Annotated in this window: 20 protein-coding genes; 8 read left to right on the plus strand and 12 right to left on the minus strand. The window is 72.0% G+C overall.

All coding sequences use genetic code 11. The features are described from left to right. Nucleotides 1-3: 3 nt before the first annotated feature. The 5 genes from UQW22_RS04460 to UQW22_RS04480 all read right to left on the minus strand — a co-directional run bounded on the left by UQW22_RS04460 (nt 4) and on the right by UQW22_RS04480 (nt 4,584). Nucleotides 4-930 (minus strand): TatD family hydrolase, encoded by a 927-nt coding sequence (locus UQW22_RS04460; protein WP_407319676.1) that lies wholly within the window; start codon nt 928-930, stop codon nt 4-6. Nucleotides 931-1,017: 87 nt separating this feature from the next. Continuing rightward, nucleotides 1,018-1,626 carry an EboA domain-containing protein gene (locus UQW22_RS04465; RefSeq protein ID WP_407319677.1) on the minus strand — a complete coding sequence of 203 codons (609 nt, stop codon included), beginning with the start codon at nt 1,624-1,626 and terminating at the stop codon, nt 1,018-1,020. Further along, a complete protein-coding gene (locus UQW22_RS04470) occupies nt 1,623-2,501 on the minus strand; it encodes a sugar phosphate isomerase/epimerase family protein (RefSeq protein ID WP_407319678.1) in 879 nt (292 codons plus the stop codon). Before UQW22_RS04470 ends, UQW22_RS04465 begins: the two co-directional genes overlap by 4 nt. Beyond that, nucleotides 2,498-3,385: an SCO3242 family prenyltransferase gene (locus UQW22_RS04475; RefSeq protein WP_407319679.1), complete on the minus strand. Its 888-nt coding sequence runs from the start codon at nt 3,383-3,385 to the stop codon at nt 2,498-2,500. The genes UQW22_RS04470 and UQW22_RS04475 overlap by 4 nt, the downstream gene beginning before the upstream one ends. Continuing rightward, the gene (locus UQW22_RS04480; protein WP_407319680.1) at nt 3,382-4,584 is read right to left on the minus strand and encodes an inositol-3-phosphate synthase; all 1,203 of its coding nucleotides are present in this window, start codon (nt 4,582-4,584) and stop codon (nt 3,382-3,384) included. The genes UQW22_RS04475 and UQW22_RS04480 overlap by 4 nt, the downstream gene beginning before the upstream one ends. Nucleotides 4,585-4,993: 409 nt before the next feature. Here UQW22_RS04480 and UQW22_RS04485 point away from each other — a divergent pair, with 409 nt between their 5' ends. Both UQW22_RS04485 and UQW22_RS04490 read left to right on the plus strand, forming a co-directional pair. Continuing rightward, the gene (locus UQW22_RS04485) at nt 4,994-5,839 is read left to right on the plus strand and encodes an alpha/beta fold hydrolase (protein WP_407319681.1); all 846 of its coding nucleotides are present in this window, start codon (nt 4,994-4,996) and stop codon (nt 5,837-5,839) included. A 4-nt stretch (nt 5,840-5,843) separates the two neighbouring features. Next, on the plus strand, nt 5,844-6,632 hold the full coding sequence (locus UQW22_RS04490) for a MerR family transcriptional regulator (RefSeq protein ID WP_407320722.1): 789 nt from the start codon (nt 5,844-5,846) through the stop codon (nt 6,630-6,632). Between the two features lie 36 nt (nt 6,633-6,668). On the opposite strand, the gene UQW22_RS04495 is transcribed toward UQW22_RS04490, so the two are convergent. The 3 genes from UQW22_RS04495 to trxA all read right to left on the minus strand — a co-directional run bounded on the left by UQW22_RS04495 (nt 6,669) and on the right by trxA (nt 7,767). Next, entirely contained in the window at nt 6,669-6,932 is a 264-nt protein-coding gene (locus UQW22_RS04495; RefSeq protein WP_407319682.1) for a metal-sensitive transcriptional regulator, read from the minus strand. 68 nt (nt 6,933-7,000) lie between these two features. Then, nucleotides 7,001-7,396, minus strand: coding sequence for a DUF302 domain-containing protein (locus tag UQW22_RS04500; RefSeq protein ID WP_407319683.1), 396 nt, complete (start codon nt 7,394-7,396; stop codon nt 7,001-7,003). Beyond that, a complete protein-coding gene (gene trxA / locus UQW22_RS04505) occupies nt 7,393-7,767 on the minus strand; it encodes a thioredoxin (protein WP_407319684.1) in 375 nt (124 codons plus the stop codon). The genes UQW22_RS04500 and trxA overlap by 4 nt, the downstream gene beginning before the upstream one ends. Nucleotides 7,768-8,420: 653 nt before the next feature. On the opposite strand from trxA, the gene UQW22_RS04510 reads away from it, so the two are divergent. The 5 genes from UQW22_RS04510 (at nt 8,421) to UQW22_RS04530 (ending at nt 12,146) form a co-directional block, all read left to right on the plus strand. Further along, nucleotides 8,421-8,570, plus strand: a complete 150-nt coding sequence (locus UQW22_RS04510; RefSeq protein ID WP_407319685.1) for a hypothetical protein — start codon at nt 8,421-8,423, stop codon at nt 8,568-8,570. Between the two features lie 152 nt (nt 8,571-8,722). Continuing rightward, nucleotides 8,723-10,132 carry a rhodanese-like domain-containing protein gene (locus UQW22_RS04515; protein ID WP_407319686.1) on the plus strand — a complete coding sequence of 470 codons (1,410 nt, stop codon included), beginning with the start codon at nt 8,723-8,725 and terminating at the stop codon, nt 10,130-10,132. Between the two features lie 38 nt (nt 10,133-10,170). Then, complete coding sequence (locus UQW22_RS04520; RefSeq protein WP_407319687.1) at nt 10,171-10,773, plus strand: rhodanese-like domain-containing protein; 603 nt, start codon at nt 10,171-10,173, stop codon at nt 10,771-10,773. A 16-nt stretch (nt 10,774-10,789) separates the two neighbouring features. Then, a complete protein-coding gene (locus tag UQW22_RS04525) occupies nt 10,790-11,656 on the plus strand; it encodes a sulfite exporter TauE/SafE family protein (RefSeq protein WP_407319688.1) in 867 nt (288 codons plus the stop codon). 244 nt (nt 11,657-11,900) lie between these two features. Then, nucleotides 11,901-12,146, plus strand: coding sequence for a hypothetical protein (locus UQW22_RS04530; protein WP_407319689.1), 246 nt, complete (start codon nt 11,901-11,903; stop codon nt 12,144-12,146). Nucleotides 12,147-12,253: 107 nt separating this feature from the next. Here UQW22_RS04530 and UQW22_RS04535 read toward each other — a convergent pair whose 3' ends face one another. After that, nucleotides 12,254-12,835: a TetR family transcriptional regulator gene (locus tag UQW22_RS04535; protein WP_407319690.1), complete on the minus strand. Its 582-nt coding sequence runs from the start codon at nt 12,833-12,835 to the stop codon at nt 12,254-12,256. An 87-nt stretch (nt 12,836-12,922) separates the two neighbouring features. Here UQW22_RS04535 and UQW22_RS04540 point away from each other — a divergent pair, with 87 nt between their 5' ends. After that, complete coding sequence (locus tag UQW22_RS04540) at nt 12,923-13,327, plus strand: VOC family protein (RefSeq protein ID WP_407319691.1); 405 nt, start codon at nt 12,923-12,925, stop codon at nt 13,325-13,327. Nucleotides 13,328-13,479: 152 nt separating this feature from the next. Here UQW22_RS04540 and UQW22_RS04545 read toward each other — a convergent pair whose 3' ends face one another. Genes UQW22_RS04545 through UQW22_RS04555 form a run of 3 tightly spaced genes read right to left on the minus strand, consistent with a single transcriptional unit; the run spans nt 13,480 to nt 15,384 of the window. Next, nucleotides 13,480-13,881 carry a VanZ family protein gene (locus UQW22_RS04545; protein ID WP_407319692.1) on the minus strand — a complete coding sequence of 134 codons (402 nt, stop codon included), beginning with the start codon at nt 13,879-13,881 and terminating at the stop codon, nt 13,480-13,482. 9 nt (nt 13,882-13,890) lie between these two features. Then, a complete protein-coding gene (locus UQW22_RS04550; protein WP_407319693.1) occupies nt 13,891-14,118 on the minus strand; it encodes a hypothetical protein in 228 nt (75 codons plus the stop codon). 3 nt (nt 14,119-14,121) lie between these two features. Then, the gene (locus UQW22_RS04555; RefSeq protein WP_407319694.1) at nt 14,122-15,384 is read right to left on the minus strand and encodes an arginine deiminase; all 1,263 of its coding nucleotides are present in this window, start codon (nt 15,382-15,384) and stop codon (nt 14,122-14,124) included. Nucleotides 15,385-15,431: the final 47 nt, after the last annotated feature.

The following is a 15,431-nucleotide window of genomic DNA, read 5'->3' on the forward strand; positions in this document are numbered from 1 at the left end:
GGCTCAGCCCTCCGCGCCCGAGGTCCGCGCTCCGGCCGGGGCGGGCGGCGCGGCGGGTGCGAGCGGCTCGCCGCGCTGCAGCGTGTTGCCCGCGAAGTCCGCAGCGGAGGCGCCGACGGTGGCATCGAGGGAGCCGTCGTCGAGCAGCAGCCGCCCGCTCTGGCCGTAGAACGCGACGGGGTTGCGCCAGAGCACGCGGTCGACGTCGTCGTCGCCGTAGCCTCCGGCCAGCATCGCCTGCCCGGTGCGGTAGGTCTTCAGCGGGTCGGAGCGACCCCAGTCGGCCGCCGAGTTGACCAGCACCCGGTCGAGCCCGCGCCGGTCGAGGATCGCGACCATCCGGTCCTCGTCCATCTTCGTGTCCGGGTAGACGGAGAACCCGGCCCAGCACCCGGCGTCGTCCACCAGGTCGATGGTCTTCTCGTTGAGGTGGTCGACGAGCACCCGCTCGGCCGGCAGACCCACCTGGCGCACGATCTCCAGCGTGCGGCGGGTGCCGGCCACCTTGTCCCGGTGCGGGGTGTGCACCATCACCGGCAGGTCGTGCTCCCCGGCGAGCTCGAGCTGGCGCACCATCACCTGCTCCTCGGCGTCCGTCATGGAGTCGAAGCCGACCTCGCCGACCGCGACGACGCCGTCCTTCTCGAGGTAGCGCGGCAGCACGTCGAGCACCGCGAGGCAGCGTGGGTCGTTCGCCTCCTTCGGGTTCAGGGCGATGGTCGCGTGGTGGGCGATGCCGAACTGCGCGGCACGGAACCTCTCCCAGCCGATGAGCCCGTCGAAGTAGTCGACGAACGAGCCGACCGACGTGCGGGGCTGACCCAGCCAGAAGGCCGGCTCGACGACGGCGCGCACCCCCGCGGCGTGCATCGCCTCGTAGTCGTCGGTGGTCCGGGAGGTCATGTGGATGTGCGGGTCGAAGATGCGCACGGCACTCTCCTCGGGTCGGTCCGCGATGATGCGCGGCGGTCGGGGGGCGGGGTTGTCGGGTCGGTCGAGGTGGCTGGCGGCGGTCCGTCAGGGGGCGGCGAGCAGGCGCACGGCGTCGTCGGGGACGTCGCGCCCGGCGGCCCGCCGTTCCTCGGCGAAGGCGCGCACCATGCGGTCGAGCTCGCCGTCCCGGCGGGCGTGCAGATCGGCGACGGCCGCCAGCGGGACCCCGGTGAACAGGCACTTGAGCACGCCGTGGCGCCAGTCGTCGGCGGGGAGGTGCGCGACGGCGTACGGGCCCATGGCGGCGGCGACCAGCCGGGTGTCGTTGGTCCGCAGGGCGTCGAGGACGACGGGTACGGCGGCGGCACCGATCGCGGCGGTGGCGTCCAGGGCGGGCAGCGCGAGGAGCACCGCCCGTCGCTCGTCGGCGTCGCCGGTCGTGTACTGCGCGGCCACGACGTCGGCGGCCCCCTCCGGGCCGACCGTCTCGCAGGCGGCGAGCAGCAGCCGCGACCGGGCGACGTCCTCGACGCGGCGGCCGTACGGGCCGGGCCCGCGCCCGACGACGCGGGCGGCGCGGGCGACGTGGCGGGCGAGGGTCGCGGGGTCGGCCCGCACGGCGGCGACGAGCGGGCGGAGCCGCGCCTCCTGCTCGCTGCCGAGCAGGAGCTGGGCGTCGATATCGGTGATCATTGCGGGACCAACCTCCTGGTCGACGGCGCGAGAGGGATGTCGGCGGCACGTGCGGCGGCACGGATCGCCGCGGCGCTCGACGGGACGAGGCGGGCGGCGGCATGCGAGTCGCGGGGCAGCTCGACGGCAGCCAGACCGTCGAACCCCGTCTCGTGCAGCGCCGCCAGGACGGCGGGGAGGTCCACCTCCCCCGTGCCGAGCTCGAGGTGCTCGTGCACGCCGCGGACCATGTCGTCCACCTGGACGTGCGCGACCAGGGCGCCCGCGCGCCGGATCACGTCCGGCCCCGGCTCGTCCTCGACGCACGTGAGGTGCCCGACGTCCACGGTGAGCCGCAGGGCGTCCGGGTCACCGAGTTCGGCCCGCAGGGCGAGGACGTCGTCGACCCGTTCGACGAGCATCCCCGGCTCGGGCTCGAACGCCAGCACCACGCCGGCGGCCTCGGCGACCGGCAGCAGCTGTTCCAGCCCTGCGCGCAGCCGGGCGCGGCCGATCTCGGACGTGGTGCTCGCGGGCAGCACCCCGGACCACAGGTGCACGGCGGGCGAACCCAGGTCCGCGGCGACGTCGACGGCGGTGCGCAGCAGGTCGAGGCGGCGCTCGTGGCCGACGTCGGAGAGCAGCGTCGGCTCGTGCTTGCGGCGCGGTTCGAGGACGTAGCGGGCCCCGGTCTCCACGACCACCCGCAGCCCGTATCGCTCCAGCAGCCCCCGCACGTGCGCGGTCCGGGCCGCGAGCCCGGGCGCCAGCGGGTCCAGGTGCATGTGGTCGAGCGTCAGCGCGACCCCGCCGTACCCGTGCTCGGCGAGGAGGGCGAGAGCGTCCTCGATGCGGTGGTCGGCGAGGCCGTTGGTGCCGTAGGCGAGGGTGATCACGTCGGGCTCACCACCCGGGCGCCCAGCTTGGCCAGCGGCACGACCGCCAGGACGCCGAGCGCGCCGACGACGGCGCCCCGTCCGGCGAGCAGGGCCGCCTGGAGCGGGACCATGCCCCGGATGCCGACCCCGGTCGCCCGGCGTGCGTTGCCGGCGTCGGGCGACCGGACCACGTCGAGCTGGGCCGGCAGCACCGCCGCCGTGTACGACGCCGCGAGGACGGACCCGGCGAGCTGGTGCGGCCACGCCCGGGACCCGTCCCGGGCGGCACGTCGGGGCGAGCCGACGACGGCGTCGGCCGCGACGGCGACCGCGACGGCCCCGGTGGTCGCCGCCGCGGCGCGGGCGGTGCCCGTCGTGGAGCCGTGCACCTCGCCGCGCGAGACGGCGGTGACCGCGAGCGTGTGAGCGCCCAGGGCCGCAGCCGGACCGAGAGCGGCCCGGTGGCCGCCGGCTCCCATCATGACGTCGAGGAACCGGGTCGAGGCCATGACGACCGGGCCGGCCGGCGTCGACTTGGCCGCGACGTCGTAGGTCCAGACGGCGGCGGCGAGGGCCGTCGCGACGGCGAGCGGCCGGCGGCCGGCCACCGCGGCGCACGCGAGGCCCGCTCCGGTCAGGCCGGCGGCGACCGCCAGGGCCTCGTCCGCCCGGACCCGGCCCGACGGGATCGGACGTTCCGGGCGCTCGACGGCGTCGAGGTCGCGGTCCGACCAGTCGTTGAGAGCCATGCCCGCCCAGTACAGGGCGGCCGAGGCGAACGGCAGCGCGGCGGTGCGGCGCCCGCTGGGCCAGCCGGCCGCCGCCGCCCCGACGAGGGTGTCACCGGGGACGGTGAGCGCGGCGGGGAGCCGGACCAGCTCGGCGAGGTCACGCCATCTCATGCGGCGCTGCCGCCCGTACCGGTCGAGGCGTCGCCCAGCTCGGAACACCACCGCGTCAAGGCCTGCCACTGGTCTCCCAGGGCGTGCGCGGTCCCCCCGAGCGGCTCCTTGAAGAAGAACCCGAGCTCGGCGACGGGTCCGGTGCGGCCGGTCTCGTGCGCCCGGGCCACGAGCCGGGCGAGGTCGAGGACCAGCGGGGCCGCCAGCGCCGAGTCGCACCCTTCCCAGGTGACCTGCATGCGCATGCGCGTGCCGAGGAATCCCTCGAACGACACGTGGTCCCAGGCGGTCTTCCAGTCGCCCATGTCCGCGACGTGGTCGATGCGCACCGGCCCGTCGACGGGGTAGCCGAGGATCGCCTCGAGCGCCATGGCCTTCGTGGCGGTCTTGCTCGCGGCGGCCGCGGGGTCCGCGAGGGTGCGGCCGTCGCCGCCGCCCAGGATGTTGAACGCCGACCACGACCGCACCGCGAGGGCGCGCGTCGCGAACATCGGTGCGAGCGCCGTCTTCAGCAGGGTCTCGCCGGTCTTGCCGTCGCGGCCTGCCCAGGGCAGGTGCTGGGCCTTGGCGAGCTCGGCGAGGGCCGGTACGTGCGGGCCCGTGGACGGCGTGAACTCGACGAACGGGCACCCGGCCCGGAAGGCGGCGTAGGCGTAGAGCGACGACGGCGGCAGCGGCGCGGTCCCGGCGTCGAGCGCACGGTCGAGCTCGGCGAGCGAGCCGAGGCGGGCGGCCTCCGGTGACGGCGGCTCGGTGCTGGAGACGTCGATGACGACGACGTCGTCGAGGTCGTGCTCCACCCGGAAGGCGCGCAGGTCCTGCTCGAGGCGGTCGGTGGTGGCGCGCTCGGCGAAGCCGTCGGTGGTGGTGGCGCCCGGGCGGACACGGCCGTCGACGACGGCGAGGTCGTCGAGCACGGAGGTCACGGTCTCCGGGGGCACCACACCGGCCCGCGCCAGCTCCTGGGCCCGGTCGACCATGCTTCCGGCGAGGTCGTGCCCACCGATCACCATTCCGTCGAGGGGCGGCAGGCCGGCTCGGGCGATCTCCTCCAGCTCGGTGACCAGCCCGGTCACCGGGGCACGGCCCCGGGCGAGCGCGAGGGCCCCGACCGTCGCGGTGGTGGCGACCGAACCGCGGGCGCCGATGAACCAGATGCCGGTACGCCGTGGTGCTCGGACAGCGTCATCATTGACCATATCGCGCACACTACGCGACTTTTGTTTGCTGTCAAGCAAATGTTGGCAACCTTCTGCTCGGTCGCAGGACGGCGAGGTGAGAGTCTCGGTGCAACCCGCTCGTCAGAGGCTTCTCCGGCGCACGCGTGGCGCACCGTCGCACTCGGCGCGGGCCATGAGGCGGTCGCGGAGTCCCGGGGCAGACCCGCGGCGCACTAGCGGGAGTCACGAAGGGGTAGGTCCTTCTCTCGGCAAGACGGTTGGTCGCACCTCCATCCTGCCGCCAGGGCCTGCCCCTTCGTCACACCCGGCCCAGCGTCGCCAACGTCACGACTCGCAACAGCCACGCCTGCACGGTGACCGGCGGAGGAGCCGCGGCTAGAGTCAGCCGCGTTGACCTTGACCCGAGGGAGGGGTGGACGGTGACCCTATGAACTCTCTGAACTCGACAGGTCACGCCCGGAACCCCCTGCACCCAAGCCATCCCGTGTCGACGCGCAAGTGGACCGGCATGGTTCCGATCGACGACACCGCACTGGCCGTCAGGGACGCCGGTGGCCCCGGCCTCCCTGTGGTGTACCTCAACGGTTCGTACGCATCGCAGAGGCACTGGCGGCGCGTAGTCGACGACCTCGGGCCCAGCTGGCGGCACATCACCTTCGACGAGAGGGCGCGAGGCCGGTCGAAGCAGGCAGCCGACTACTCGTTCGAGGCGTGCCTCCGCGACATCGACGCCGTGCTCTCTGCGCGCGGAGTGGACCGCGTCCTGCTGGTGGGCTGGTCGTATGGGGCGCTGCTGGGCGTGCACTGGGCGAGCAGAAACCCGGGCCGCACCGCAGGCGTGGTCGGTGCGGACGGCCCGTATCCGGCCGGCTGGACCCACGAGGCAGGCCACAACGAGATCCGGAGGGTGTTCCGGCGGATGAAGCCGATGATGCCGGTGGCCCGCCCGCTCGGCCTTGCCGCCCGGTTCTCGGCCGAGCAGCATGCCGACCTCGCCATCGAGTCCCACAAGCTCCATGCTGCGCTGGAGCCGGTCCTCATGGGGCTGACGGTGCCAGTGCGGTACGTCATCGCCTCCGGGGAGGCGCTGGGCAGCCGTGACGATCTGCAAGAGCAGATGCGGGCCAGCCTCGATCCACTGCTGGCCCGCAACCCGAACCTCACGGTGAGCGCGAAGGTGGCGAGCAACCATGGCTCGATCCTGCGCAAGGACTCGCCGGCCGTTGCCAGAGCAGTCAGGGAGGTCGCCACAATCGGCCGTCAGGCACAGTGAGCACATGACACACCCGGCCCGGGGGCTCACGATCAGCCAGGCCGCGGCCTTCGCTTGCGTCACGGTGAAGACCGTGCGGCACTACCACCGGCAGGGGCTCGTCGAGGAACCTGGCCGCGACAGATCCGGCTACCGGCGATACGGGTCCGAGGATCTGCTGCGCCTGGTGCAGGTCCGCACGTTGGCGACCGCCGGCGTGCCGCTGGCCGAGATCGCACCCATGCTGGACGCCGACCCCGAGCGGTTCGCCGCCGCTCTCGACGACGTCGAGCGACGCCTCTCCGATCAGATCGACGACCTGGCTGCACGGCGCGACAACCTCCACCGGCTGGCCGGCGACCGGGCGCTGCTACCCGACCGGGCGTGCGCAGTCCTCGAACGGCTGCCCGAACTCGGCTTCCGGCCCGAGTACATCGCCGGCCAGAGGGAAGCCCTCGTGCTTGTCCGCGCACTGATTCCCGAAGGATTCGACGGTTTCCTCGCTCAGCTCGAGCTACGCCTCGCCGATGCCCGATTCGTCGAGCTGACGCGGTGCGGCGTCGAGGCCGAGGCATGGGCGCTGGACGACCCGCGGATCGAGGAGCTCGCGTCCGCGATGGCTGACCACTTCCTGAATCGTCCCGACCTGCTGGGCGATCCTCGAACACGGTCGATGCAGGCGTGGTCCCGTGCTTCCATCCGCTACCAGCTGATCAACAACCACCGCGAGCGCCAGTCCCCGGTCGCGGCCCGGCTGACCGCCCTCACAGAAGGGCGGCTGCGTGACGCTGGGGTGCCCATCCCGTTCGACTGATCGAACGCTCTGGGTTCGTTGGAGCATTGCCTCGACTCAGGCCAGGGACAGGAAGAGCTTCTGCAGCTTTTCGACGTCGAGAGTGTCCTCGTTGTCGGGGTCGCGCAGGCACTGCTTCATGCCGGAGGCGATGATGGCGAAGCCGGCACGGTCCAGGGCCTTGGACACGGCGGAGAGCTGGGTGACCACGGGCTCACAGTCCTGACCTTCCTCGATCATGCGCACGACGGCGGTCAGCTGGCCCTGTGCCCGCTTGAGCCGGTTGACGACCTTGCCCATCTCGCTCGCGTCGAGCTCCACGTCCTTGCTCCCCTCGGTGTGTTCGGCCAAACCTACCCCGGCCGGTATCTGAAGTTGTGTGCTGGGCGTCACGCGGATTCGAGCTCGCTCAGGGCCGCGCGCAGCCTGCCGGTGGCCTCGTCGGCGACCGGAGCGAGCCGGGCGTTGCCGGTGATGTCGATCATTGCCCGCGGGTCGAGCGCTTCGACCACGACCTGATCGCGGCCGATGGCGCGAACGGTGACGTTGCACGGCAGGAGCAGCCCGATAGATTCCTCGGCCTGTAGTGCCTGGTGTGCGAGCGGCGGGTTGCATGCCCCGAGGATGACTTGCGGGGGCATCTCGACGCCAAGCTTCTTCTGCAGGGTGGCGGCCAGGTCGATCTCGGTCAGGATGCCGAAGCCCTGGTTGGCAAGTACGTCGCGGACCGCGGAGACCGCCTGGTCGAACGGGCGCTCGACGGTGATGCTGATGCCGTAGCTCATCGGGCCGCCTCGGTCTGCTGGGCGGCGAGCTCGGCACGAACCTGGTCCATGTTCAGGTCGCGCACGCCCTTGACGACCTGTTCCAGCGCGGCAGCAGGCAGGGACCCGGGCTCGGAGAAGACCAGGATGCCGTCGCGGAAGGCCATCAGTGTCGGGATCGAGGCGATCCCAGCCTGCGCTGCTAGCTGCTGCTCGGCTTCGGTGTCCACCTTGGCGAAGACGATGTCCTCGTGCTGGGTGGATGCCTGCTCGAACACCGGGGCGAACATCCGGCACGGGCCGCACCAGGCGGCCCACCAGTCGACAAGGACGATGCCATCGGTGCGGATGGTGTCGCCGAACGTGTCGGCGCTCAGGCTCACGGTCGTCATACGAACTCCTCCTCCTCAAACACCCGGTCGGGTATCCAACGTCGTGTCACTCGAATCTGTTCCGCACTGCGCGCGAGGGAATCCGCGGAGCGGGTAAGGGGCGGCTCGACCCCTCAGCGCGACGACGGACCCAGGCGTACGGGGCGGGGCTTCGGGGTGGCGCGTACCGGCCTGGCGTGCCGTCGGTCATGAGTTCATCATACCCCCATGGGTATGCTGATGACCTCAACCCGAGGAGGATCACACATGTGTAGAGCTGTGAGCTGCAAGAAGTGCGGCAAGACGACGTGGGCCGGCTGTGGCCAGCACGTCGACGAGGTCATGCGGGGCGTGCCCCGGACTGAACGGTGTGAAGGCCATACGGACGAGCCCGCCTCGGACTCCTTCCTGACCAGGCTGTTCAAGCGCTGACGTGCCGCGACGGGCACGTGGTGGGCCATGAGGACCTGGTTCACCGGCGGGCCGTAGGCCACGACCGTGACACTGGCGAGACACGCCCCCACCTGCACGAGACCGAACTCGGTGTGCAGACGTGGTGGTACTGCCGGTCGCAGCAGTGCGCGCGGCCAGCTTCCTGGCCGGCATCGCCCTGCTGGGTCCTGGCGACCGCGCCGACCCTGTCGCCCTTCACCGCCGGCTCGTTCCCAGCCCACATGTACCAGCACCTGCTGATCGGGATGTACGCCCGCTGGCACTCGTCCTCGGCGCACCACGCGGTGCTGCCGAGCTGTCCCATGCATGCCTGCTCGTCCAGCTCCCGCCCCACGGCCGAGCTGCAGGGCGGCGCACTCCTCCCTGCCTGATTCGCCTGGACGAGCTCGACGGCCGGTCCGCGCCCTGGTGCGCGGCACGGCAGTCCACGATGAACGCCTTGGCTCGATGTTGCATACCCTGGGGGGTATATGTCAGGGTGGAGTCACCGCATCGCGGAACCGATCTCAAGGAGAGGACCTTCATGCTGCTCGAACGGATCTACGACGAGGACCTCGCCCAGGCGAGCTACTTCATCGGTTGCCAGGCGAAGGGTGAGGCCGTCGTGGTCGACGCCCGCCGTGACGTCGCCGAGTACCTCGACCTCGCGCGTCGGCACGGCATGCGCATCGTGGCGGTCACCGAGACCCACATCCACGCCGACTACCTCTCCGGCACGCGCGAGCTCGCCGCCACGACCGGTGCCGACGTCTACGTCTCCGGCGAGGGTGGCCAGGACTGGCAGTACGGCTTCGAGGCCGACCGTCTGCACCACGGCGAGGCGATCTCGATCGGCAACATCACGATCGAGGCCCGCCACACCCCCGGCCACACGCCCGAGCACCTCATGCTGCTGGTGACCGACGGCGCCTTCAGCGACGGCCCGGGCTATGCCCTGACCGGTGACTTCGTCTTCGCCGGTGACCTCGGCCGCCCCGACCTGCTCGACGAGGCCGCTGGTGGCGTCGACACCCGATTCGAGGGCGCACGCCAGCTCTTCGCCTCCCTGCGCGACGAGTTCCTGAACCTCGGCGACCACGTCCAGGTCTTCCCCGCCCACGGCGCCGGCAGCGCCTGCGGCAAGGCCCTCGGCGCCCTGCCGTCCTCCTCGGTCGGCTACGAGCGTCTCAACGCCTGGTGGGCGCCGTACGTGCGGGAGGACGACGAGCAGGGCTTCATCGACGAGCTGCTCGACGGTCAGCCCGACGCACACGCGTACTTCGCGCGGATGAAGCGCGAGAACAAGGACGGCCCCGCGCTGCTCGGCCCGCTCGCCCCGCTCGGTGCATTCGAGAACGCCGACCTGGCGCGCCGTCTCGGTGCGGACGAGGTGATCTTCGTCGACACCCGTGACCAGCACGCCGTGCACACCGGTACCGTCGAGCGCAGCCTCAACGTCCCCGGCATCGCCAAGGCCGCTAGCTTCAGCGCCTGGGTGTACGACCCGGAGAAGGAGTCCCGGCCGCTCGTGCTGCTCGCACCGGACCAGGAGTACGCCGAGACGATGCGCGACCACCTCGTACGCGTCGGTATCGACACCGTGGCCGGGTACACGCCCGAGCTCGACGGCCTGCCGATGACCAAGCCCGCCGTCGTGGCTCCGGCCGAGCTGGACTCCGCCGATGCGACGATGCTGCTCGATGTGCGCAACAAGTCCGAGCACACCGCGGGCCACATCCCGGGCTCCGAGCAGCTGAGCGCCGGCCGTGTGCTGTGGCACCTGGACCAGCTGCCCGACGACGGCACCATCGTCACGTACTGCCAGTCCGGCGTGCGCAACGCCGTGGCCGCCAGCGCCCTGCGGCGCGCCGGGTACGACGTCGTCGAGCTCGAGGACAGCTATGCGGGGTGGAAGACCCAGAAGCTGTCCCAGCCTGCTGCCGCCTCCGCGTGACAGCGTCCCGACCCGCCCGACGAAAGGCACCCACACCCATGAGCACCTCCAACACGAGCGTCGAGCCCGGCGAGCTCAAGCGGCGTCTGGCTGACGACGAGCTGACCCTCATCGACGTGCGCACCCCGGCAGAGTTCGAGTCCGTGCACATCCGCGGCTCGTACAACGTCCCGCTGCCGCTGCTGTCCGAGCACACCCACGACCTGGCCGGCCGGCTCGGCGGCCGCGTCGTGCTGGTCTGCCAGTCCGGCGTCCGCGCCGGGCAGGCGCAGGACCGGCTGACGGCCGTCGGCCTGGCTGGCGCCGAGGTGCTCGCCGGCGGGATCGCCGCCTACGAGTCCGCCGGCGGTACCGTCGTGCGCGGCGCGCAGCGCTGGGCCATGGACCGCCAGGTCCGCATGGCCGCCGGGTCGCTCGTGCTCGCCGGCTTCGTCGGCAGCAAGCTGATCCATCCGCGGGTCGGCTACCTGGCCGGAGCGATCGGTGCCGGACTGACCTACTCGGCACTGTCGAACTCCTGCGCGATGGCGGCAGCGCTGTCGAAGATGCCGTGGAACCGCACCGAGGTCAGCCCGACGGTCGAGAACACCATCCGGTCGATCCCGGTCGCGCCGCAGGCCGTCGCGACGCGGGCCGCCTGAGCGAGCAGGGACGGCCATGGACCTCACGACGATCGTGGTGCTGCTGCTGGCCGTGGTGGTGGGCATCTCCCTCGGCCTGCTAGGTGGAGGAGGGTCCATCCTCACGGTTCCGCTGCTCACCTACGTAGCGGGCTTCCCGCCCAAGGAGGCCATCGCAGCCTCGCTGCTGGTGGTCGGGGTGACCTCGGTGACGAGCATGCTCGCCCACGCCCGCCGCGGCAACGTGCAGTGGCGGACCGGGCTGGTCTTCGGGGCCGCCGGAATGGCCGGCGCCTTCGCCGGCGGCCTGGTCGGCGGACACATCCCCGGCACGATCCTGATGATCGCGTTCGCGGCCATGATGGTCGCCACAGCAGCCGCCATGATCCGCGGGCGGCGCGGCGGCAAGGCCCCGGAGCACGACGGCACGCTCAAGATCGGCCGCACCATCCTCGACGGGCTCGTCGTCGGGCTCGTCACCGGCCTGGTCGGCGCCGGCGGCGGATTCCTGGTCGTTCCCGCGCTCGTCCTGCTCGGCGGGCTGCCCATGTCCGTCGCCGTGGGGACCTCGTTGCTGGTCATCGGAATGAAGTCGTTTGCCGGCCTGGCCGGCTACCTCACCTCGGTGTCCCTCGACTGGGGGCTCGTGGCCGCCGTGACCGCGGCCGCCGTGGTCGGCTCCCTTGTCGGCGCCCGCTTGAGCGACAAGGTGCCCGAGGCGGCGCTGCGGCGTGGCTTCGGCTGGTTCGTCCTGGTCATGGGCGTGTTCGTCCTGGTCCAGGAGCTGCCCGGAACGGCCGGCCTGGTCGTCGCCGTGGTGGCCGCGCTGGCGGCGACGGTCGCGGTCACGTGCCGGCTCGTCGGCGCCCGCTGCCCTTGGGTCGCACAACCCGGTACGAGCTGACCGGGCACACCCGGTTCCCTCGGGCCAGCCACCCGACGCCACCACATCCTTCCGCCGGCGACGGCAGAAGGAGTTCGGGATGGATCGCGGGCCGCATGCCTGACGGACCTCGAGGTTCGGCGTCATCGGGGTCAGACGGGGAAGACCATCGCCGACCTGAAGTTCGCGTTCTGGCAGAAGATGTTCACCAGGCGCCCTGACGAGCGGCGCTGGGAGCCCGCACATCCTCTCGGCGTTCACCGGCGTGAGCGGAGACTCCGCCGGGCTCCGTGGCCGCGTCGACGGCGACCTCGAAGCCATCCGCAAGCTGCGCAACCGGATGGCCCACCACGAGCCGGTGTTCGCTCGGAACCTCAGCAGCGACCTGTTGCGGATGTATGAACTCGTCGACGTCCGTTCGCCAGAGACAGGCGCATGGGTCCGCCCGCTCACGTCCGACCTGCCGACGCTCGACAGCAGCAAGCCCACGATCGGCAACCCGCCCCGCTAGGTGTCGCGGGTCATCAGGCGGTGACGCTGGACCGGGTCTCAGGAAGGGGTAGACCCTGGCGGCAGGGTGGAAGTTCGACCAACCGTCGCGGAGATCGTTCGCCTACCTCACGCCGACGGCATGACCGCGTCGAGCAGCACGTCCAGCGCGCGGTGGGCGGCCTCTCGCGCGCGCGGCTCGCCGTCGTGGTCCACGAGCCACAGGGCGGCCTCGTTCATCGCGCCCGAGAGCTGGGCTGTCAGCGCGTCGAGCAGCTCGGGTGCGACCCCGGCGTCTGCCAGGGCCTCGCGCAGGTGCACGGCCGAGGCCGCGGCGTCGAGGGCGCGCCACTCCTGCCAGCCGATGACGGCGGGAGCGTCGACGAGCAGGATGCGCACCGTCCGTGGCGACGTGACGGCGTCGAGGAACGCATGGCTGCCGGCACGCAACCGGCCGGACGGCCCGTCGGCGTCGTCCGCCGCCGCGACCAGGGCGGTCGCGACCTCGTCCTGCAGGTGGGACGCGACGGCGCGGAACAGCCCCGCCTTGCTGCCGTAGTGGTGGTACACGGCGCCGCGCGTGACGCCGCCCGCGGTGGCGACGTCGTCGAGCGCGACGGCGGCGTACCCCCGCTCGGCGAAGAGGTCGGCGGCGATCTCGACGAGACGGCGGGCGGTCTCCGCTGCTGCCGCAGCACTGGCACGAGGCATGGCCCCTCCTGACATACACAACGTATGTATAGTGGTTGACATACGCAGTGTATGTAACCCGCGCCGCCGCCGGAGGAACGAGGAACCATGTCCGTGACCAGCTTCTACCCCGTGCTCATGTCCACCGACGTCGGCGCCGCCGCCGACTTCTACCGCCGGGTGCTCGGCTTCGAGACCACCTTCGAGGCCGACTGGTACGTCAGCCTGCGCCGCGGCGCCTTCGAGCTGGCGCTGCTCGACCCCGACCACCCGACGGTGCCCGCCGGCTTCGGCCGCCCCGTGCAGGGCCTGCTGCTCAACCTGGAGGTCGAGGACGCCGACGCCGAGCACCAACGGCTGGTCGACGAGCTCGGCCTCGAGCCCGTGCTGCCGCTGCGCGACGAGGACTTCGGGCAGCGGCACTTCATCGTCGAGGCGCCGGACGGCGTCCTGGTGGACGTCATCCAGCCGATCGACCCCTCGGCGGAGTTCGCGGCGGCCTTCCAGGAGTAGCCGAGCCCGCGACGCGCGCGGGCGAGCGCTCGTCGACCATGCGCGCACCGGTCAGCACGCACGACAGGCCACGCCGGTCGCGGGTGGCGAGCACGCCGACGCCGGCGGCCAGCACGATCACCGAGGTGCCGAGACGCGCCCAGCCGGTCCCGTCACCGCCCGGGACCGCTGCGACGACCTCGAGCACCCCGTAGAGGCCCAGCTCCACGTAGCCCCGGGCCACCCGCCGGTCGAGCGTGCCCCGCACGAGGCGGCCTGCGCCGTCGGGCCCCCGCGAGCGCGGACACCGCGAACAGGTCGACCACCATGCCCAGCCATCGGCGCCAGACCGTGACCGGCCGTGGGTCGAGCCGGCTGCCGGCGAGCTCGCGCGGCTGCGGCATCCACCGCAGCACCAGCGGCGCCATGAGCGCACCCAGCAGACCGCCGAGGGTGTTGGTCAGCACGTCGTCCACGTCGGCCACCCGGTACGAGCACCCGATGAGACCGTAGATCCCCGTGTACTGGGTGAGCTCGATCAGGAGCGACGCCGCCAGCGCCGACGCGGTCGACATCGCGACGCCTCAGCCCAGGAAGCGGCGCGCGAGCACTCCCCACGGCACGAAGAGCAGCACGTTGAAGACCACCTGCAAGGTCGCGGTGCTGCGCAGGGTGGCGGCCAGGGACGGCCCGGCCGTCTCCCGGCCATACCGTCGCTGCTGCACCACCAGCACGGGCACCAGCAGCGTCACGAACGCGACGACGCCCAGGAGCACGCCGACGGCCGCAGGCCAGGTCCACTGCTCCGGCACGGCTCAGTCGAGCGGGTCGCGGACGATCGGGCAGGTCATGCAGTGGCCGCCGCCGCGCCCCCGTCCGAGCTCGGCGCCGACGATCGTGATGACCTCGACCCCCTCGCGGCGCAGCGCGGCGTTCGTCTGGGTGTTGCGGTCGTAGGTGAACACGACACCCGGTTCGAGCGCGACGGCGTTGTTGCCCGAGTCCCACTGCTGACGCTCCGAGGCGTAGACGTCGCCGGCCGTCTCGACCACCCGCAACCGGTCCAGCCCCATGGCGTGCGCGACGACGTCGACGAACGGGGTGCCACCGCGGTCGGTGACCTGCACCCCGGGCGAGCGGTCGGTCGGGCGCAGCACGTAAGGGCGGATGTTGTCGACGATCGTCGGGTGCACGGTGACGAGGTCCCGGTCCGCGAACGTGAACACCGTGTCCAGGTGCATCGCCGCCCGCAGCCGCGGCATCCCGGCCACCACCACCTGGTGCGCCGCCCCGCCGTCGAACAGCGCCTTCGCGAGCTGGGTGATGGCCTGCCGCGACGTGCGCTCGCTCATGCCGACCAGGACGACACCCGATCCCACCGGCATGACGTCGCCGCCCTCGAGCGTGGCCTGGCCCCAGTCCAGCTCCGGGTCGCCCCACCACACGGTCGCGTCCCGGTACTCCGGGTGGAAGGAGTAGACCGCCTTCATCAGGAGCGTCTCGTCCTTGCGGGCCGGCCAGTAGAGCGGGTTGAGCGTCAGACCGCCGTAGACCCAGCACGTCGTGTCCCGCGTGTACAGGGTGTTCGGCAGCGGCGGCAGCAGGTACTCGCGGGCGTCGGGCGCCTGCTGGGCGAGCGAGGCGTAGCCCGTGCGGTAGTCGCCGGGCAGGTCCGCCGTCGAGAGTCCGCCCACCAGGAACCGCGCCAGCCCGTGCGGCGTCAGCGAGTCGAGGTAGGCGCGGGTACCGTCCACCATTCCCAGACCCACCCGGTTCGGCACCACCTTGCGGTCCAGGAGCCAGTCGCGAGCCTCGGGGATCGACATGGTCTCGGTCAGCAGATCGTGCAGCTCCACCACCTCGACGCCCCGGTGCGTGAGCTTGTCCACGAAGTCCTGGTGGTCGCGCTGGGCGGCCTCCACCCACATGACGTCGTCGAACAGCAGGTCGTCGGAGGTGCTCGGCGTCAGGCGCTCGTGCGCCAGGCCCGGCGCGCACACCAGCACCTTGCGCAGCCTGCCCACCTCGGAGTGGACGCCGTGAGCGGCGCTCGTTCCCGCCGTCGACCGCTCCGTCATGCCACCGCCTCAGCCTTGTCCTGCCTCCGTCGCGGTGATCCTCGCAG

It is taken from the genome of Isoptericola halotolerans, from assembly GCF_045689585.1.
Classification (GTDB): Bacteria; Actinomycetota; Actinomycetes; order Actinomycetales; family Cellulomonadaceae; genus Isoptericola; species Isoptericola halotolerans_B.